This window comes from Novosphingobium sp. LASN5T, from assembly GCF_003856955.1.
Classification (GTDB): Bacteria; Pseudomonadota; Alphaproteobacteria; order Sphingomonadales; family Sphingomonadaceae; genus Novosphingobium.
Window position 1 is genome coordinate 37,244 of the sequence record NZ_RQSI01000003.1, and the last position, 18,178, is coordinate 55,421.

Below are 18,178 nucleotides of genomic sequence, written 5' to 3' on the forward strand. Positions count from 1 at the left end.
GCCTCGCGCGACGTGTCTCGACTTCGCTCGACACGAACGGATGCAGGGTTTCTGAAGTCATGTGTGTGCGGCCCCCTACCGGTACGGTGCGTCGGCTTCAAGGTTGGCAGCGATCGCGCGCTCCCACTTGTCGCCGTTCGCCAGCAGCTTGGCCTTGTCGTAAAGCAGTTCCTCGCGCGTTTCGGTCGCGTATTCGAAGTTCGGCCCTTCGACGATGGCATCGACCGGGCAGGCTTCCTGGCAGAAGCCGCAGAAGATGCACTTGGTCATGTCGATGTCGTAGCGCGTGGTGCGGCGGCTGCCGTCCTCGCGCGGTTGCGCTTCAATGGTAATGGCCTGGGCCGGGCACACCGCCTCGCACAGCTTGCACGCGATGCAGCGTTCCTCGCCGTTGGGATAGCGGCGCAGCGCGTGTTCGCCGCGGAAGCGCGGGCTAAGCGGGTTCTTCTCGAACGGGTAGTTGATCGTCGCCTTGGTCTTGAAGAAATACTTCAAGGTCAGCCAGTGCGCCTTCACGAACTCCCACAGGGTGAAGCTCTTGATGAGCTGTCCGACGGTCATGAGAAATGCCCCGTAAGCATCAGGTAGCCGCTGACGAGGAACACCCACAGCAGCGAGACAGGCAGGAACACCTTCCAGCCCAGACGCATCAGCTGGTCATAGCGATACCGGGGTACGGTCGCCTTCACCCAGCTGAAGATGAAGAAGAAGAACAGGATCTTGAGCAGCACCCACACGACGCCCGGCACCAGATAGAGCACCGGAATGTCGAGCGGCGGCAGCCATCCGCCCCAGAACAACGTGGCGTTGAGCGCGCACATCAGCAGCACGTTGGCGTATTCGCCCAGCCAGTAGAGCGCGAAGGCCATCGACGAATATTCGGTCTGATACCCGGCGACGAGTTCGCTCTCCGCCTCGGTCAGGTCGAACGGCGCGCGCTGCGTTTCCGCCATGCCCGAGATCAGGAACATCACCCACATCGGGAACAGCAGCGGGTTGAACACGAAGCCGTTGAACAGCCCCAGCACATGGCCCTGCTGCGCCTTGACGATCTCGTTCATGTTGAACGAGCCGGACCACAGCACCACGCAGATCAGGATGAAGCCGATCGAGACTTCGTAGCTGATCATCTGCGCCGAAGCGCGCATCGCCGAGAAAAACGGGTACTTCGAGTTCGAGGACCAGCCGGCGATGATCGTGCCGTAAACGCCCAGCGACGAAATCGCGAGGACATAGAGCAAGCCGACGTTGATGTTGGCGAGGATCGCGCCGGAATTGAACGGGATCACCGCCCAGGCCATCAGCGCCACGGTGAAGGTGATGATCGGGGCGATCAGGAACAGGCCCTTGTTGGCCGCCGAAGGAATGATCGTTTCCTGCAGCATGACCTTGAGGCCGTCCGCGAACGACTGCAGCAGGCCGAACGGGCCGACCACGTTGGGGCCGCGACGGAGCGCCATCGCCGCCCAGATCTTGCGGTCGGCATAGATGATCATCGCCACGCCGAGCATCAGCGGCAGCGCGATCAGCAGGATGCCAACGATCGTAGCGAGCGTCCACGCAGCCTCATAAGACATCGTGACATGAAGCCACGAAATCCAGAGAATGTGAAAGTCCTGAAAGAAAGCGGTCATGACGGCTCCCTCAAGCCGTCACCCCAGCGCAGGCTGGGGTCTCGTGCCTCAGGCGAAGCGCCATCCGGAGTGAGATGCCAGCCTTCGCTGACATGACGGGCAATGGTGTTGGACGTGCTCACTCGGCCGCCTCCGCGAAGCTTTCACCATGGAGCAGTTCGGCCGAGCAGCGCTGCAAAGTGGGGCTGGCGCGGCAGATCGCGTTGGTGAGGTAACGATCCTTGATCGGGTAGCCGGCGATCACGCCTTCCGCCTTCGCCCCGGCGGGGGCAGCGGGCAGCGCGCCGTAATCGGCCAGTCCCTCGGCACCCAGTGCCGGCACGTCCGCGATCATGGCAATGCGCAATTCGTCGAAGCTGTCGAACCCGACCGAGACTTTCAGCGCATCGGCCATAGCCCGCAGGACGCTCCAGTCCTCGCGCGCGTCGCCGGGCGCGAAAACGGCCTTTTCGGCATATTGCACGCGGCCTTCGGTGTTGACGTAGGTGCCGTCCTTCTCGCTGTAGGCAGCGCCCGGCAGGATCACGTCGGCGACATGGGCCGCCTTGTCGCCGTGATGGCCGATGTGGACGATCATGCTGCCGGCGAACTGGGTCCAATCCACTTCGTCCGCGCCGAGCGAAATCACCAGCTTGGGCTTGGCTGCGACGATATCGGCAAGGCCGCCCTTCTGCGCATAGCCCAGCATCAGCCCGCCCATGCGCGCGGCCGCCATGTGGACCACGTTGAAGCCGTTCCAGCCCTCTCGCACCAGGTTGAACTTTTCGGCGAAGGCCAGGCCTGCCTCGCGCGCGCCTTTCACGATGCCGGCGGCACCGATGATGATCGCGGGCTTGGCCGCCTTGGCGAACACATCGGCGACATCGGCCGGCAAAGCGTTCAGCGTGGCGGCATCATCGCCCAGGAAGGTCGCCGAATAGGTCGGCTCCCATGCCGGGCCGATGATGAAGACCTTCGCGCCCTTCTTCACCGCCTTGCGCAGGCGGACGTTGAGCAGCGGGGCCTCGTCGCGGATCTGGCTACCCACGATCAGGATCGCGTCGGCATCCTCGATCCCAGCCAGCGTCGAATTGAAATTCACCGCCGCCAGGCTCGACGTGTCATAGGCCATGCCCGTCTGGCGGCCTTCGAGCAGCGAGGACCCCAGCGCGCCGGCCAGCTTCTTCGCGGCGAACATCGTTTCGCAATCGACCTGGTCGCCCGCGATCACCGCGACCGATGAGCCCGGGTTGATCCGGGCGATGGCGTCGAACGCCTCGGCCCAGCTGGCCGCCTGCAGCTTGCCGTCACGGCGCAGCCACGGCTTGTCGAGCCGGCGCCGGGTAAGGCCATCGACCATGTAGCGGCCACGGTCCGACAGCCATTCCTCGTTCACGTCGTCGTTCACGCGCGGCAGCGCGCGCAGCACTTCGCGACCCCGGCTGTCGAGCCGGATATTGGCGCCCACCGCGTCCGAAACGTCGATCGAGAGCGTCTTTTTAAGCTCCCACGGCCGCGCTTCGAAGGCATAGGGACGGCTGGTCAGCGCGCCGACCGGGCACAGGTCGATCACGTTGGCGGAAAGCTCGTGCTTCGCCGCGTGCTCCAGATAGGTCGAAATCTGGGTGCTTTCACCGCGATAGAGCGCGCCGATCTCGTCCACGCCGGCGACCTCTTCGGAGAAGCGCACGCAGCGGGTGCAGTGGATGCAGCGCGTCATCACCGTCTTGATGAGCGGCCCCATGTACTTCTCGGTGACCGCGCGCTTGCTCTCGTGATAGCGCGAACCGCCCCGGCCGTAGGCCACCGACTGGTCCTGCAGGTCGCATTCGCCGCCCTGGTCGCAGATCGGGCAATCGAGCGGATGGTTGATGAGGAGAAACTCCATCACCCCTTCGCGCGCCTTCTTGACCATCTCGCTGTCGGTGCGGATTTCCTGCCCCTCGGCGGCCGGCAGCGCGCACGATGCCTGCGGCTTCGGCGGTCCGGGCTTCACTTCGACCAGGCACATGCGGCAGTTGCCGGCGATGCTCAGCCGCTCGTGATAGCAGAAGCGCGGGATTTCCTTGCCGGCCAGCTCGCACGCCTGCAGGACAGTGGCGCCTGCCGGAACTTCGAGTTCTACGCCGTCGACTTTGACCTTGGGCATTACTCTGCAGCCTCCCGCACGGCGCCGTGTTCGGCGATCCGGCGTTCCAGTTCGGGGCGGAAGTGGCGGATCAGGCCCTGGATCGGCCAGGCGGCCGCGTCGCCCAGGGCGCAGATGGTGTGGCCTTCGACCTGCTTGGTCACGTTGAACAGCATGTCGATTTCCTCGACCGCCGCGTCACCCGTGCGCAGGCGCTCCATCACGCGCCACATCCAGCCGGTGCCTTCGCGGCACGGCGTGCACTGGCCGCAGCTTTCGTGCTTGTAGAAGTGCGACAGGCGGGCGATCGCGCGGACGATGTCGGTGGACTTGTCCATCACGATCACGGCGGCGGTGCCAAGGCCCGAGCCTAGCGCGCGCAGCCCGTCGAAATCCATCGGCGCGTCCCAGATTTCCGCCGCCGGAACCAGCGGGACCGAGGAACCGCCGGGGATCACGGCCAGCAGGTTGTCCTTGCCGCCACGGATGCCGCCGCAGTGCTTCTCGATCAGTTCGCTGAACGGGATCGACATCTCTTCCTCGACCACGCAGGGCCGTTCGACGTGCCCGCTGATCTGGAAGAGCTTGGTGCCCTTGTTGTTCTCGCGCCCGAAGGACGAGAACCACGAAGCGCCACGCCGCAGGATGGTGGGCGCGACCGCGATCGATTCGACGTTGTTCACCGTGGTCGGGCAGCCATAGAGGCCCGCGCCAGCCGGGAACGGCGGCTTGAGGCGCGGCTGGCCCTTCTTGCCTTCCAGGCTCTCGATCATCGCGGTTTCTTCGCCGCAGATGTAGGCGCCCGCGCCGCGATGGACGAAGACGTCGAAGTCATAGCCCGAACCGCAGGCGTTCTTGCCCAGCAGGCCGGCGGCATAGGCCTCGTCCCGCGCGGCGAACAGCGTCTCGGCCTCGCGGATATATTCGCCGCGAATGTAGATGTAGGCCGCCCGCGCGCGCATCGCGAAGCCGGCCACCAGCGCGCCTTCCAGCAGCTTGTGCGGATCGTGGCGGATGATCTCGCGGTCCTTGCACGAACCCGGCTCGGATTCGTCGGCGTTGATCACCAGGAAGCTGGGCCGGCCGTCCTTGCTCTCCTTTGGCATGAAGGACCACTTCATGCCGGTGGGGAAGCCCGCGCCGCCACGGCCGCGCAGGCCGGACGCCTTGATTTCCTCGATGATGCCGTCCTGCCCGCGTTCGAGCAGCGCCTTGGTGTTATCCCAGTCCCCACGCGCCTGCGCGGCAGGCAGGTTCCACGGTTGGTAGCCGTAGACGTTGGTGAAGATGCGGTCCTTGTCGGCGAGAGCCATGGCTTACCATTCCCCCCGATAATCGTGGTTTTCACCGACCATCGCGGTCAGGTTGCTGAGCGCGCCGGCCGGTTCCACCGTGTGGCGGCCGGGAAGCTGCGTACCGGTCTTGGGCTGCTTGCCCGCCGCCAGTTCGTCGAGGATGCGTTCCATGTCGGCGGGGGTCAGATCCTCGTAGTTGTCGTCGTTGATCTGGACCATCGGGGCCGAAGCGCAGTTGCCCATGCATTCGACCTCGGTGAACGACCAGAGGCCGTCATCGGTGATGTGCCCCGCCTTCATCCCGCGCTTCTTGCACGCGGCGATGATGTCGTCCGACCCCCGCAGCATGCACGGCGTGGTGCCGCAGACCTGCACGTGGAAACGGCCGATCGGCGCGATGTTGTACATCGTGTAGAACGTCGCGACCTCGACCACGCGGATGATCGGCATGGAGAGATAGGCGGCGACGTATTCCATCACCGGGATCGGCAGCCAGCCTTGCGTGTTCAGTTCCGCGCCGACCTGGCGCTGGGCCAGATCGAGCAACGGCATCACCGCCGAGCGCTGCCGCCCTTCGGGGTAGCGCGCCACGATCTCTTTCGCCTTCTCCGCGTTCTCGGCAGTCCAGGCAAAGGCGCCCCAGCGGGCGCGCAGTTCCGGGGTATCCGGTTCGATGTAGCGGTCAGCCATCAGCGAATAAACTCCACTCGAGAGCACTTGTCGCCCTCGAAAGTATAGACTGCGATCACGTCGAACGGTTCGACCAGGGCCGATCCGTCGGTGGCGGGGCCGCGCGTGACGTGTTCGCGCATCAGCACGTAGTTGCCGATCGCCTGCGCGTCGCGGATTTCAGCATGGTTCTGCGGCCAGCGGGCGAACGCGGCGGTAAGGCCCGAACGCGTGCCTTCCTTGCCCTCGCGCACGACATCGCCGCGATAGTTCGCCTCGCAGGCGTCGTCGGTCATGTACGAGACGTAGGTATCCACGTCCTGCGCGTTGTAGGCGGCGATCATGGCCTTGGCGGTGGCAAGGTTGCTCATTTGATGGTCCTTGCGGCCGCCGGACGAACGAAGACAGCCCACAAGACTGCAACGGGAACCATAAGGATTGCGATAACCTTGCCGACCGTGAGCGGAGTTCCATCATGCATGTGTGGGATGATGAACAGCCACAGCGAAGCAAGCATCGCAGTAGTCAAAACGACGGTTACAACGATATGGAGACGCTTCCCGATCACCGGTCGCACTCCCCGAACACCACGTCGATGGCGCCAAGGATCGCGGTCGCGTCGGGCAGCATGTGGCCCTTGCACATGAAGTCCATCGCCTGAAGGTGGCTGAACGCCGTCGGCCGGATCTTGCAGCGGTACGGCTTGTTGCTGCCGTCCGAGACGAGATAGACGCCGAATTCGCCCTTGGGGCTTTCGGTGGCGACATAGACTTCGCCGGCCGGAACGTGGAAGCCTTCCGAATAGAGCTTGAAGTGATGGATCAGCGATTCCATCGAGCTCTTCATCTCGCCGCGCTTGGGCGGGACCACCTTGCGGTCGGCCGAGCTGACCGGGCCTTCGGGCATTTCGGCCAGGCACTGCTTCATGATCCGCGCGGACTGGCGGACTTCCTCCACGCGCACCATGAAGCGATCATAGCAATCGCCGCTGGTGCCGACCGGAATTTCGAAGTCCATGCGGTCATAGACGTCATAGGGCTGCGCCTTGCGCAGATCCCACGCGATGCCCGAGCCGCGGATCATCGGGCCGGAAAAGCCCCAGCGGATCGCGTCTTCCTTGCTGACCACCGCGATATCGACGTTGCGCTGCTTGAAGATGCGGTTGTCGATGAGGAGGCTCATCGCGTCCTCGAACAGCTGCGGCAGGCGCGTGTCGAGCCAGTCGCCAATGTCGGTCAGCAGCTTCAGCGGCACGTCCTGATGCACGCCGCCGGGGCGGAACCAGGCCGAATGCATCCGCGCGCCCGAAGCGCGCTCGAAGAAGTTGAGGCAGTCCTCGCGGATTTCGAACAGCCACAGGTTCGGCGTCATCGCGCCCACGTCCATGACGTGCGACCCGATGTTGAGCATGTGGTTGCAGATGCGCGTCAGCTCGGCAAACAGCACGCGCAGGTACTGACCGCGCAGCGGCACCTCGAGGTTGAGCAGCTTTTCGACCGCGAGCACGTAGGAGTGCTCCATGCCCAGCGGCGAGCAGTAGTCGAGCCGGTCGAAGTACGGGAGCGCCTGGGTATAGGTCTTGTACTCGATCAGCTTTTCGGTGCCGCGGTGAAGCAGGCCGACGTGCGGATCGATCCGCTCGATGATCTCGCCGTCCAGCTCCATGACCATGCGCAGCACGCCGTGCGCCGCCGGGTGCTGGGGGCCGAAGTTGATCGTGTAGTTGGTGATGACCTCGTCGCCGGTGGTCGGCGATTCTTCGAGCTGGAAGCTCATGCGCCGTCTCCTTCAACCTTGCGGTCGGTCTTTGCGGGAGCCCCGGGTTCGTCCTTGGCCGTCGTCTTGGGCGAGCCTTCGACCGGCTTCGCAGCCTCGGCATTGGCCTTGTCGCCGGCGCCGGTATCGGCGGGCTTTTCGGTGACCTTCGGCGTATCGACCTTGGGCGGAGGGGCGGGCGCCGCCGGCGCGGGCGAAGCCGCCGCCTTTTCATCGCCCGGCAGCACGTATTCCGCGCCTTCCCACGGGCTCATGAAATCGAACTGCCGCAGGTCCTGCGCCAGTTCGACGGGTTCATAGACCACGCGCTTGTCCTCTTCGGAATAGCGCAGTTCGACATAGCCGGTCAGGGGGAAGTCCTTGCGGAACGGATGCCCCTGGAAGCCGTAGTCGGTGAGGATGCGGCGCAAGTCCGGATGGCCGGCGAACAGCACGCCGAACATGTCGTAAACCTCGCGCTCGTACCAGCCGGCGACGGGCCACAGCGTCGTCACCGTCGGCACCGGCGTCGCCTCGTCGGTCGAAACCTTGACGATCACGCGATGGTTCTTCGTCAGCGACAGCAGGCAGTAGCAGACCTCGAAACGGTCGGGCCGCTGCGGATAGTCGACGCCGGCGATTTCCATGAGCTGCTGGTATTCGTGCCCGTCACGCAGCAGGCGCAGCGCATCCTCCACGCGGTCGCGCGCGACGGTCAGCAGGACTTCGCCATGCTCTTCCTTCGCCGAAACCAGCATGGCGCCCAGCGCCGCCGAAAGCGTGTCCAGCACGCCTTCGTTCGAGGTGAAGCGCGGGGCGGAATGAACGACCGTCATGCCCTTCTCCTCAACGCTCGAGCGTGCCGACGCGGCGGATCTTCCGCTGCAGCTGCATCACGCCATAGAGTAGCGCCTCGGCAGTGGGCGGGCAGCCCGGCACGTAGATATCGACCGGCACGATGCGGTCGCAGCCGCGCACCACCGAATAGCTGTAATGGTAATAGCCGCCGCCGTTGGCGCACGATCCCATCGAGATGACGTACTTGGGGTCCGACATCTGGTCATAGACCTTGCGCAGCGCCGGGGCCATCTTGTTGCACAGCGTGCCGGCCACGATCATCACGTCCGACTGGCGCGGGGATGCGCGCGGCGCGACGCCGAAGCGCTCCATGTCGTAGCGCGGCATGTTCACGTGGATCATCTCGACCGCGCAGCAGGCCAGGCCGAACGTCATCCACCACAGCGAACCGGTGCGCGCCCACTGGAACAGTTCCTCGGTCGAGGTGACGAGGAAGCCCTTGTCCGAAACCTCGGCATTGAGGCTTTCGAAGAACGCCTGATCGGGCGCGGTGATGGCGGAGCCGGCGGCAGCGCCGGTTGCAGTCGGAGCGGTGACCATGTTGCTCATTCCCAATCCAGCGCTCCCTTTTTCCAGGCGTAGGCAAACCCGACGACCAGTTCCGCCAGGAACAGCATCATCGTGAACCAGCCGGCCCAGCCCGTTTCCTTCAGGCTGACCGCCCAGGGAAACAGGAACGCCGCTTCCAGATCGAAGATGATGAACAGGATCGCGACCAGGTAGAACCGGACGTCGAACTGGCTGCGCGGGTCCTCGAACGCGGGGAAGCCGCATTCGTACTCGCTGAGCTTCTCCGCGTTGGGATTGTAGGTTCCCGTCAAGCGGGAAACGCCCATCGGCAGGAACACAAAGGCACTGGAAAGCGCGAGAGCGATCCCGAGGAAGATCAGGATCGGCAGATATTGTGACAGATCGACCAAGGGGCTGACTCGCCTAGCTGGTGTTCGCTCCGCGCCCTAGTCCCGACGCCGCCCGCGCGCAAGTGCCGTGCAGCGCCCGCAAGGGCAGTTTCTCCACCCTTTTGGCCTTCCCGTGCCGATTACAGCCCCGTTTCCGGGCCTCCCGCGATCGTATGCGGGGCTTACTTAAGTTGCATCTTCAGGGTGCGCTGCGTCGCGGCACCATAGGGCGGCCGCAACCCTGCCAGCTTCGCAAGATCGACCTTCGGCTGACGATAGACCGCGCGCGCATGGCTGAACGTGCGGAAACCTTCCACGCCATGATAACTGCCCATTCCCGAAGGCCCGATTCCGCCGAACGGCAGGTCGTCGGCCGAAACGTGGAAGATCACGTCGTTGACGGTAACGCCACCCGAGATGGTGCGGGTCAGTACCTTCTCCGCCTCGGCCTTGTCCTGGCCGAAGTAGTACAGCCCCAGCGGACGATCGTGCGCGTTGACGTAATCGATCACCTCGTCGATCGCGCGATAGGTTTTCACCGGCAGGACCGGACCGAAGATTTCCTCCTGCATCACGCGCATGTCGTCGTTGACGTTGCGCAGGATGGTCAGCGGCATCTTGTTGCCGTTGGTGCCGGCGAAGTCCTCGCCGCCCGGATTGACGACGATCGCCTCGGCGCCTTTCTCTCGCGCATCCTCCACAAGCCCCGCCAGACGATCGCGGTGGCGGCGGTTGATGACCGAGGTGTAGTCGTCGTTGGCGAGCAGCGTCGGATACATCGAGCTGACTCCGGCGGCGACCGCGGCGATGGCGCGATCCTCCAGTTCCTCGGGCACCATCATGTAGTCGGGCGCGAGGCATATCTGCCCCGCGTTCATCATCTTGCCCAGCGCCACGCGCTCTGCGCTGCGCTGGAGATCGGCGCTGCGGCCGAAGATCGTGGGCGACTTGCCGCCCAGTTCCAGCGTGACCGGCACGAGGTGATCGGCGGCGGCATGGAGCACGTGGCGGCCGATCGGCGTCGCCCCGGTGAACAGCAGATGGTCGAACGGCAGCCCGCAAAACGCCTGCCCGGTTTCCGGCCCGCCCGTGACCACCGCCACTTCCTCTTCCGCGAAATAACGCGGGAACAGTTCCTGCATCAGTTCGGACGTGCGCTCGGTAAACTCCGAAGGCTTGAGCATCGCGCGGTTGCCGGCGGCGAAAGCCTGGGCCAGCGGGGCCATGGTCAGCCCGACCGGGAAGTTCCACGGCGCGACGATGCCGATCACGCCCTTGGGTTCGTAGCGCACTTCCGCCCGCGCACCGAGCAGGTTCAGCGGGAAGTTGACATGGCGCTTTTCCGGACGCGACCAGCGCTTCATCCGCTTCTGCGAATAGCGCACGATGCTGACCGAGGGCATGATGTCGGTCAGCATGGACTGTTCGTGGCTGCGGTGTCCAAAATCGGCGCTCATCGCCTTGGCGAACGCCTCGCCATGCTCCTTGAGCATCGTGGCGCAACGCTCCAGCCTGTCGTGCCGCACCGAAAGCGCTTCGGGGCGCGCCGCCGTGAAGGCCGTGCGCTGACGTTCCAAAACGGCCAGCATGTCCGTGCGATTCGTCTCGTTCATCACAATCCCCGTCCCCGAACCGCTTGTGCAGGTCCGATTTATCCGAAGCCCTGGAGCAGGAAGACCGGCCAGCCGGCGGCGGCGAGACAGGTTCCGAGCGGCAGGGCCGTTTGGCGCGAGACCTTACGGCCTCCCGCCAGCAAAGCAACCGTTGCGAGAAGCCCGATCACGCTGCCTCCCAGCAGGGTGGCGACCGTCCCCACCGGCCCCAGCCACAGGCCGATCGCGCCCAGCAGCAACGGGTCCCCTCCCCCCATGCCTTCGCGGCCGCGCACCCGGCGATAGTAGGCGGCGATCAGCCAGAGCATACCGAAGCCGGTCAGCGCGCCCGCGCTGGCCCACAGGACCGGACCGCTATCGTGCTCCATCGCCCCGCGCAGCAGCGCGAGCACGCCTCCCGAACCGGCGAGCGTGCCCACCAGCGGCAAGGGCAGCCAGAAGTGCCGCAGATCGAGCAACGCCAGCAACAGCAGTTGCCAGCCCAGCACCATCGCGGCCAGCGCGGTGCGATCGGGCATGGCGATCACGGAAACCAGCGCCACCGCCGCGCCACCCAGTTCGCAGCCAAGCTGCCATCCACCGATCGCGCCGCCGCAGGTCCGGCAGCGGCCCCGCTGCACCAGCCAGGACAACACCGGCACCAGCTCCAGCGGGCCAAGCGTCCGCCCGCAGTGATCGCAGGCCGACCGGCCGGTCACGACCGACCGCTCCTCCGGCAACCGTGCCAGCGCCGCGCCCAGGAAGCTCCCGACGATCGCGCCCAGCATCGCCGACGCGGACCAGATCAGCGGCAGGCTGGCATATGCCACGCGTTCGTGACTCCCCCGTCGGCTCGATTGCCATGAGCGCGGCGTGGCAGTATGGCCCCGCCAAGTCCAGCCCCGGCGCGATCGTGGCCACAGGAACCGCCAACGAACCGCAACGGATCGTCAGATGGTTGCCGCCCGCCCGGACCGACCCCATATCCGGGTCTTTCCTGACCCGACCATTGAAGGAGTGTGATCGCCATGGCCCAGTTTTCCGCCGCAGATCCGGTCGTTATCCTGTCTTACGCGCGCACTCCGATGGGTTCGATGCAAGGCGCGCTGTCCGATGCCGCCGCCACCGACCTCGGCGCCACCGCCGTCAAGGCCGCCGTCGAACGTGCCGGCGTGGCGGGTGACAAGATCGACCGCGTCTACATGGGCTGCGTGCTGCCCGCCGGTCTCGGCCAGGCGCCGGCGCGCCAGGCCGCGATCAAGGCCGGACTGCCCAAGTCCGTGCAGGCAACCACCGTCAACAAGGTCTGCGGCTCCGGCATGCAGACCGTGATCATGGGCGCCGAGGCGCTGGCTTCCGGCAGCGTCGACGTGATCGTGGCTGGCGGCATGGAAAGCATGACCAACGCGCCTTACCTGCTCAAGAAGCACCGTTCGGGCGCGCGCATCGGGCATGATACCGCCTATGACCACATGTTCCTCGATGGTCTGGAAGACGCCTACGAACCCGGCCGCGCGATGGGCACCTTCGCGCAGGATACCGCCAATGAATACCAGCTGACCCGCGAAGCGCAGGATGGCTACACGATCGAATCGCTGCGCCGCGCGCAGGCCGCAATCGCGGAAGGTGCCTTCGTGGACGAAATCGCGCCGGTCACCGTCAAGTCGCGCGGCGGCGATGTCGTGGTCGATACCGACGAACAGCCCGGCAAGGGCCGTCCGGACAAGATTCCGACGCTCAAGCCCGCTTTCGCCAAGGATGGCACAATCACGGCCGCCACCTCCAGCTCGATTTCCGACGGCGCCGCCGCCGTGGTGATCACTCGCCAGAGCGTTGCCGATGCGGAAGGCCTGAAGCCGGTGGCGAAGGTTGTCGCGCTGGCCGCGCACGCGCAGGAACCGAAGGACTTCACGGTCGCCCCGGTCGGCGCGATCAACAAGGTGCTGGAACGGGCCGGCTGGTCGATCGCCGATGTCGATCTGTTCGAAGTGAACGAAGCTTTCGCCTGCGTCGCGATGTTCGCGATGCACGATTTGGGCATCCCGCACGAGAAGATCAACGTGCACGGCGGCGCCACGGCGCTGGGCCATCCGATCGGCGCCAGCGGCACGCGCATCGTCACCACGCTGATCGGCGCGCTGAAGCGCCACGGCAAGACCAAGGGCGTGGCCAGCCTGTGCATCGGCGGCGGCGAAGCCACCGCGCTGGCGATAGAGCTGGTCTGACCCGGAAGAAAATGGCGGGGCGCCGACGTTACGGTGCCCCTGCCCCCCAGATGGCCGCTTGCTGGGCATAGCCCTTGCGGCCATTGACATCGAACTGGCACCAGCCGGCGCCGCAATCGCCGATCGTGCCCACCACGCCGGGCGCCAGCCGCCACAGCAGCCGCCCCGAACCGTCGGCCTTTTCGCGCATCTCCGCGACGCCGCCCTTGACCATGCCGGTATGGGCGCGCGCCAGGAACTGGGCGAGCATCCACCCGCGCGAACCGTCCGGGTCCTCCACCAGCCGCCAGCCGCCCATCACGCGCAGCACCTTCATCGGCAACCCCTTGCGCACGTAGGTCCAGTTGATCCGGTATTCCCGGCCGGGGCCGACGCGCATGTTCGATTCATCCTTGCGCAGCGAAACCCAGTATGGCGCGCCGCCATCCTCCGCGCGCGCGGCGTAGCCGGAAAGACCGGCGGACACGGCAAGGACGCAGGGCAGGACATACTTCACGGCACGCACGACACGGAAACCCCAGACCAAATCCAACAAAAACTTGCCCGCCATGCGATACAGCATTGGCACGACAGGGCAACCACGCGCTTGACCATCCCTGTCCCGCAGGCATAGCGATACGATCATGCCAACGCACCAGAGCGCCGCCGGCGCGCGCACCGCGCACGAAGCCGTCAAACGCCGGATCGAGGGGAAACCCTCGGTCATCGTCACCCGCCGCCTGCTGCCGGAAACCGAACAGCGGATGCGCGAACTGTTCGACGTGACGCTGAACGCCGATGACCGGGCGATGACGCGCGACGAACTCGTCGCCGCGATGCAATCCTGCGACGTGCTGGTGCCGACCGTGACCGACACGATCGACGCCGGGATGATCGCCGAAGCGGGAGAACGCCTGGGGCTGATCGCGAATTTCGGCGCGGGGATCGAACACATCGACCTCGCCGCCACGCGCGCCCGCAGAATCATCGTGACCAACACGCCCGGCGTCTTCACCGACGATACGGCGGACATGACGCTGGCGCTGATCATTTCCGTCGCGCGGCGGCTCAACCATGGCGGCCGCATCCTGCGCGCCGGCAAGTGGGAAGGCTGGGCGCCATCCACGCTGCTTGGCCACCGGCTCAACGGCAAGACGCTGGGCATCATTGGCATGGGCCGGATCGGGCAGGCCGTGGCGCACCGCGCCCGCGCCTTCGGCCTGCAGGTGGCCTATCACAACCGGCACCGCCTGCCCGAAGCGCTCGAAACCATGCTGGGCGCACGCTACGTCGCCGATCTCGACACCCTGATTGGCGATGCGGACATCCTGTCACTGCACTGCCCCGCCTCGCCCGAAACGCACCACCTGCTCGATGCCCGGCGGATCGCGCTGATGAAGCCCGAAGCCTACCTCATCAATACCGCGCGCGGGCAGATCGTGGACGAACAGGCGCTGATCGAAGCGCTCGTGGCAGGGCGTATCGGTGGCGCGGGACTCGACGTGTTCGAGCACGAGCCGCAGGTCGATCCGCGCCTGCTGGCGCACCACAACGTAGCGATCCTGCCGCACATGGGCAGCGCCACGTTCGAGGGCCGCATCGCATCGGGCGAAAAGGTCATGGCCAACATCCGCTTCTGGGCCGACGGACATCGCCCGCCCGATCAGGTGCTGGAAGGCTGGGTCTGACGCCGCCGATCCGGCGCCATCGCCTCCTCTGCCTGTACAGGGCCAAGCGCTTCGCCTAGGGGCTTGAACGGACACCGCATAACCGCAAGCGCGGACGGAGGGGCAAGAGTGCGCAAGTTTCTGGCAACGGCCGCGATGGCCGCGACATCGGCCATCCCTGCACTGGCGCAGGCCCAGACCGCCACTACGCTCGATTCCGCCGACAGCGGCGATACCGCCTGGCTTCTCGCGGCTTCGGCGCTGGTGCTGATGATGGCCGCGCCGGGCCTTACCCTGTTCTACGGCGGCCTGGTGCGCGCCAAGGGCTTCCTGGCGGTGATGGTGCAGACCGGCGCAATCATCGCCGTTGCCTCCCTGCTGTGGATCGCCGCTGGCTATACACTGGCCTTCGGCGAGGTAACCAATGGCTGGATCGGCGCCGGCAATGCCTGGATGCTGCTCAATCTCGGCAACGTGCGCGGCAGCTATGGTGTGCCCGAAAGCGCGTTCGCCCTGTTCCAGATGTGCTTCGCGCTGATCACCCCCGCGCTGATGGTCGGCGCCTGGGTCGATCGCGCGCGGTTCGGCTGGGTCGTCGCCTTTTCGGCGTTGTGGAGCCTGATCGTCTATGCGCCCGTCGCGCACTGGATCTGGGGCGGCGGCTGGCTGGCGACCAAGCTCGGCACGCTGGATTTCGCCGGCGGCATCGTGGTTCACACCACGGCTGGCGTCTCGGCGCTGGTCGTTGCGATGCTGCTGGGCAAGCGCAACGGCTTTCCCAAGTCGCTGATGCTGCCGCACAGTCCTGCGCTGACGCTGGCGGGCGCCGCGCTTCTGTGGGTGGGCTGGTTCGGCTTCAACGGCGGCTCGGCGCTGGCCGCCAACGACGACGCGGCCTCCGCCATCATCAACACCCACGCCGCCGCCAGCGCGGCGGCGCTGGCCTGGCTGCTGATCGAAAAGCTGACCGTGGGCAAACCCACCTCGGTGGGCTTCGCCACCGGCGCGATCGCCGGCCTCGCCACGGTGACGCCGGCCGCCGGCTTCATCGCGCCTGGTGCGGCGATGCTGCTCGGCGTTGCCGCCGCGGCGGTATGCTATCCGATGATCCTGCTTGTGAAGCACAAGCTCCATATCGATGATTCGCTTGACGTTTTCGCCGTGCATGGCGTGGGCGGCATGCTCGGGTCGATCCTGCTCGCGGTGTTCGTCTCGCCGTCGCTGGGCGGCACCGGCTATGCCGATGGCATGGGCATGGCGCGCCAGATCGTCGGGCAGGTCGGCGGCGTGGGCATCGTGGCGATCTGGAGCGCCTTTGCCACCACCATCGCTGCCCTGATGGTTTCGATGGTGATACCGATGCGCGTCACCGAAGACGAGGAACGGGACGGTCTGGACCTGACCAGCCACGGCGAACGGGCGTGGGAAATGGACTGACGGCGGGCAGCCCGGATTTCCCCGGACGGTCGGGTCATCGTCCCCAAATCACCGCCGATGCCGATTTTGCTTCATACCCTGCTGATCGATAACGATTCTTTTACCGGCCATTGATACGTCATCTCCGAAGGAGTGATGTGATGGTCCAGCACAAATTGGCGGACGCCCTCGAGGCGAGGACCGCGCATCGACGCCGCCTGACGCTGTCGGTGGAAGCCAATGTCACCGCAGCGGGTACGCCCGTCGACGCCAGGCTGCTCGACTTGTCGGAACGCGGCTTCCTGCTCGAAAGCGATACCGCGCTGGACGAAGGCGATGTGGTAGACATCGGTCTGCCCGAAACGGCCGCGGCCACCGAGGCGGTCGTCGTCTGGACAGCGGGCACGCGCCACGGCTGCGAATTCGTTACGCCGATCAGCCGCGCCACCGTCAGCGCGCTGCTGCTGCGTTCGCCCGCGCTGCATGGCCAGGTGACGATCCCGGCGGACCAGCGATCGCAGGAAGTGTTCTCGCCCCGCGCGAAGTTGGCGATCTGGATCGGCCTTGCCCTGCTGGCATGGCTGCCGATCATCGTCGCCTTCAGCCTCTGGGGCTGAAGGCGCGGCCGCACCACTTACCCGCGCAAGGTCTTCGGCGTCAGTCCCCCGTCAGGATACGATCGACCAATTGCTTCACGCTGGGCGTGAAGTTGTTCGAATAGAACGGGTCCTGCTTGAAACGATAGGCCGCGTGGCCGGCGAACATGAGGTTCTGATCCACCGGGCCGCCGTGCGCGATGTCCTGCAACGTCTTCTGGATGCAGAAGCTGCGCGGATCGGCGAGCCGGCCGGTGGTATAGTCGTCATGATCCTTCCAGGACGAAAAGCCACAGTGGGAAAGACAGCCCATGCAATCGGCCTGATCCTTGCGGATTTCCTCACGCTCGGCGGGCGTCACGAACACGATGGTATCGTCCGGCGTGCGTAGCGCATCGGTATAGCCCGCACCAAACCAGTTTCGCGCGCGATCGAGATCAGCCGGCGTAACCCAGAAGTTCTTGCCCTTCACCCCGACATCGAGCTGCACGGTGTGTTCGCCCGCCGCGACCTTGGAATAGGGAATCTGGCGCTCCGAACGCGCTTCGAGATTGCGCAGGAAGGGGTTGCGCACGGCCGAGCTGTAGAACCCCGTGGGGGAAAAGCGGTGCAGCAGCACGTCGCCCGGTTCCAGCGTGCGCAGATGATCCTTCCACGTCTGCGGAATGGGGCTTTCGTGCGTCAGCAGCGGCCGCGTGCCGAACTGGAAGGCGATGCTGCCGAGTTCCGGATTGTCGATCCAGTCGTTCCATTCGCGCAGGAACCATACGCCGCCGGCCATCACGATCGGCACGTCGTCCGAAACACCTTCCTTGCGCATCGTATCGCGCAGCGCGGCAACGCGGGGATAGGGATCTTCCGGCGTCAGCGGGTTTTCCGCATTCGACAGGCCATTATGGCCGCCCGCCAGCCACGGGTCTTCATAGACCACGGCGGCCATCAGATCGGAAACCTTGTGGTAGGCCCGCTTCCACAGCGCGCGAAAGGCGCGCGCGGAGGAGACGATCGGCAGATAGTTGACGTTGAACCGCGCCGCGATTTCCGAAAGCTTGTAGGGCATCCCCGCGCCGCAGGTCACGCCAGTAACAAGGCCGCGCGTCTTTTCCAGCACGCCTTCCAGCACCTGCTGCGCACCGCCCATTTCCCACAACACGTTGATGTTGATCGCGCCACGCATGCCGTTGGGGCCGCTGGCGATATCATAGGCGCGCCGCACCTGCTCGACCGCCCCGTCGATTGCGTAGCGGATCAGCTCCTCGTGCCGCTCACGGCGAGTCATGGCGTTGTAAATCTGCGGAATGATCTTGCCTTCGGCGTCATAGCTATCGGCGTTGACAGCGCTGACCGTACCGATTCCGCCCGCAGCCGCCCATGCCCCCGAACTGGCATGGTTGGTGGCCGCCACGCCCTTGCCGCCTTCAACCAGCGGCCAGACTTCACGGCCGCCATACAGAATCGGCTTCAACCCCTTGAACGCAGACATAAA

Annotated in this window: 18 protein-coding genes; 4 read left to right on the top strand and 14 right to left on the bottom strand. The window is 65.5% G+C overall.

Translation table 11 applies throughout. The annotated features are described in order from the left end of the window. Positions 1-75: 75 nt before the first annotated feature. The 12 genes from nuoI to EH199_RS03755 all read right to left on the bottom strand — a co-directional run bounded on the left by nuoI (position 76) and on the right by EH199_RS03755 (position 11,639). A complete protein-coding gene (nuoI, locus tag EH199_RS03700) occupies positions 76-561 on the bottom strand; it encodes an NADH-quinone oxidoreductase subunit NuoI (RefSeq protein ID WP_124807918.1) in 486 nt (161 codons plus the stop codon). Further along, positions 558-1,634, bottom strand: a complete 1,077-nt coding sequence (nuoH, locus tag EH199_RS03705; protein ID WP_370449656.1) for an NADH-quinone oxidoreductase subunit NuoH — start codon at positions 1,632-1,634, stop codon at positions 558-560. Before nuoH ends, nuoI begins: the two co-directional genes overlap by 4 nt. Before the next feature lie 118 nt (positions 1,635-1,752). Then, on the bottom strand, positions 1,753-3,762 hold the full coding sequence (nuoG, locus tag EH199_RS03710) for an NADH-quinone oxidoreductase subunit NuoG (protein ID WP_124807919.1): 2,010 nt from the start codon (positions 3,760-3,762) through the stop codon (positions 1,753-1,755). After that, positions 3,762-5,054 (bottom strand): NADH-quinone oxidoreductase subunit NuoF, encoded by a 1,293-nt coding sequence (nuoF, locus tag EH199_RS03715; RefSeq protein ID WP_124807920.1) that lies wholly within the window; start codon positions 5,052-5,054, stop codon positions 3,762-3,764. The genes nuoG and nuoF overlap by 1 nt, the downstream gene beginning before the upstream one ends. A gap of 3 nt (positions 5,055-5,057) precedes the next feature. Continuing rightward, positions 5,058-5,726: an NAD(P)H-dependent oxidoreductase subunit E gene (locus EH199_RS03720; RefSeq protein WP_124807921.1), complete on the bottom strand. Its 669-nt coding sequence runs from the start codon at positions 5,724-5,726 to the stop codon at positions 5,058-5,060. Then, positions 5,726-6,076 (bottom strand): nuclear transport factor 2 family protein, encoded by a 351-nt coding sequence (locus EH199_RS03725; protein ID WP_124807922.1) that lies wholly within the window; start codon positions 6,074-6,076, stop codon positions 5,726-5,728. The genes EH199_RS03720 and EH199_RS03725 overlap by 1 nt, the downstream gene beginning before the upstream one ends. 193 nt (positions 6,077-6,269) lie before the next feature. Further along, positions 6,270-7,481 (bottom strand): NADH-quinone oxidoreductase subunit D, encoded by a 1,212-nt coding sequence (locus tag EH199_RS03730; RefSeq protein WP_124807923.1) that lies wholly within the window; start codon positions 7,479-7,481, stop codon positions 6,270-6,272. Next, on the bottom strand, positions 7,478-8,296 hold the full coding sequence (locus EH199_RS03735) for an NADH-quinone oxidoreductase subunit C (RefSeq protein WP_124807924.1): 819 nt from the start codon (positions 8,294-8,296) through the stop codon (positions 7,478-7,480). Before EH199_RS03735 ends, EH199_RS03730 begins: the two co-directional genes overlap by 4 nt. A gap of 10 nt (positions 8,297-8,306) precedes the next feature. Then, positions 8,307-8,867: an NADH-quinone oxidoreductase subunit B family protein gene (locus EH199_RS03740; protein WP_124807925.1), complete on the bottom strand. Its 561-nt coding sequence runs from the start codon at positions 8,865-8,867 to the stop codon at positions 8,307-8,309. Next, a complete protein-coding gene (locus EH199_RS03745; RefSeq protein WP_124807926.1) occupies positions 8,864-9,238 on the bottom strand; it encodes an NADH-quinone oxidoreductase subunit A in 375 nt (124 codons plus the stop codon). Before EH199_RS03745 ends, EH199_RS03740 begins: the two co-directional genes overlap by 4 nt. Positions 9,239-9,399: 161 nt before the next feature. Beyond that, positions 9,400-10,830, bottom strand: a complete 1,431-nt coding sequence (locus EH199_RS03750; RefSeq protein WP_124807927.1) for a coniferyl aldehyde dehydrogenase — start codon at positions 10,828-10,830, stop codon at positions 9,400-9,402. Positions 10,831-10,868: 38 nt separating this feature from the next. Next, positions 10,869-11,639 carry an A24 family peptidase gene (locus EH199_RS03755; protein WP_124807928.1) on the bottom strand — a complete coding sequence of 257 codons (771 nt, stop codon included), beginning with the start codon at positions 11,637-11,639 and terminating at the stop codon, positions 10,869-10,871. A gap of 198 nt (positions 11,640-11,837) precedes the next feature. Here EH199_RS03755 and EH199_RS03760 point away from each other — a divergent pair, with 198 nt between their 5' ends. Then, on the top strand, positions 11,838-13,034 hold the full coding sequence (locus tag EH199_RS03760) for an acetyl-CoA C-acyltransferase (RefSeq protein WP_124807929.1): 1,197 nt from the start codon (positions 11,838-11,840) through the stop codon (positions 13,032-13,034). A 28-nt stretch (positions 13,035-13,062) separates the two neighbouring features. Here EH199_RS03760 and EH199_RS03765 read toward each other — a convergent pair whose 3' ends face one another. Further along, positions 13,063-13,539, bottom strand: coding sequence for an SH3 domain-containing protein (locus EH199_RS03765; RefSeq protein ID WP_223806452.1), 477 nt, complete (start codon positions 13,537-13,539; stop codon positions 13,063-13,065). A gap of 118 nt (positions 13,540-13,657) precedes the next feature. On the opposite strand from EH199_RS03765, the gene EH199_RS03770 reads away from it, so the two are divergent. The 3 genes from EH199_RS03770 to EH199_RS03780 all read left to right on the top strand — a co-directional run bounded on the left by EH199_RS03770 (position 13,658) and on the right by EH199_RS03780 (position 16,713). Beyond that, positions 13,658-14,701 carry a D-glycerate dehydrogenase gene (locus EH199_RS03770; RefSeq protein ID WP_124807931.1) on the top strand — a complete coding sequence of 348 codons (1,044 nt, stop codon included), beginning with the start codon at positions 13,658-13,660 and terminating at the stop codon, positions 14,699-14,701. Between the two features lie 108 nt (positions 14,702-14,809). Then, entirely contained in the window at positions 14,810-16,117 is a 1,308-nt protein-coding gene (locus tag EH199_RS03775) for an ammonium transporter (RefSeq protein ID WP_370449657.1), read from the top strand. 140 nt (positions 16,118-16,257) lie between these two features. Further along, the gene (locus EH199_RS03780; RefSeq protein WP_124807932.1) at positions 16,258-16,713 is read left to right on the top strand and encodes a PilZ domain-containing protein; all 456 of its coding nucleotides are present in this window, start codon (positions 16,258-16,260) and stop codon (positions 16,711-16,713) included. Between the two features lie 40 nt (positions 16,714-16,753). On the opposite strand, the gene EH199_RS03785 is transcribed toward EH199_RS03780, so the two are convergent. Next, positions 16,754-18,175, bottom strand: coding sequence for a nitronate monooxygenase family protein (locus EH199_RS03785; RefSeq protein ID WP_124807933.1), 1,422 nt, complete (start codon positions 18,173-18,175; stop codon positions 16,754-16,756). Positions 18,176-18,178: the final 3 nt, after the last annotated feature.

Bases quoted from the DNA above. Each gene is read 5' to 3' on its own strand.
- EH199_RS03770 (WP_124807931.1), top strand. From the start codon at position 13,658: ATGCCAACGCACCAGAGCGCCGCCGGCGCGCGCACCGCGCACGAAGCC.
- EH199_RS03735 (WP_124807924.1), bottom strand. From the start codon at position 8,296: ATGACGGTCGTTCATTCCGCCCCGCGCTTCACCTCGAACGAAGGCGTG.
- nuoH (WP_370449656.1), bottom strand. From the start codon at position 1,634: ATGACCGCTTTCTTTCAGGACTTTCACATTCTCTGGATTTCGTGGCTT.
- EH199_RS03720 (WP_124807921.1), bottom strand. From the start codon at position 5,726: ATGGCTGACCGCTACATCGAACCGGATACCCCGGAACTGCGCGCCCGC.
- EH199_RS03750 (WP_124807927.1), bottom strand. From the start codon at position 10,830: ATGAACGAGACGAATCGCACGGACATGCTGGCCGTTTTGGAACGTCAG.
- EH199_RS03740 (WP_124807925.1), bottom strand. From the start codon at position 8,867: ATGAGCAACATGGTCACCGCTCCGACTGCAACCGGCGCTGCCGCCGGC.
- EH199_RS03780 (WP_124807932.1), top strand. From the start codon at position 16,258: ATGGTCCAGCACAAATTGGCGGACGCCCTCGAGGCGAGGACCGCGCAT.
- nuoG (WP_124807919.1), bottom strand. From the start codon at position 3,762: ATGCCCAAGGTCAAAGTCGACGGCGTAGAACTCGAAGTTCCGGCAGGC.
- EH199_RS03730 (WP_124807923.1), bottom strand. From the start codon at position 7,481: ATGAGCTTCCAGCTCGAAGAATCGCCGACCACCGGCGACGAGGTCATC.
- EH199_RS03785 (WP_124807933.1), bottom strand. From the start codon at position 18,175: ATGTCTGCGTTCAAGGGGTTGAAGCCGATTCTGTATGGCGGCCGTGAA.
- nuoF (WP_124807920.1), bottom strand. From the start codon at position 5,054: ATGGCTCTCGCCGACAAGGACCGCATCTTCACCAACGTCTACGGCTAC.
- EH199_RS03760 (WP_124807929.1), top strand. From the start codon at position 11,838: ATGGCCCAGTTTTCCGCCGCAGATCCGGTCGTTATCCTGTCTTACGCG.
- nuoI (WP_124807918.1), bottom strand. From the start codon at position 561: ATGACCGTCGGACAGCTCATCAAGAGCTTCACCCTGTGGGAGTTCGTG.
- EH199_RS03725 (WP_124807922.1), bottom strand. From the start codon at position 6,076: ATGAGCAACCTTGCCACCGCCAAGGCCATGATCGCCGCCTACAACGCG.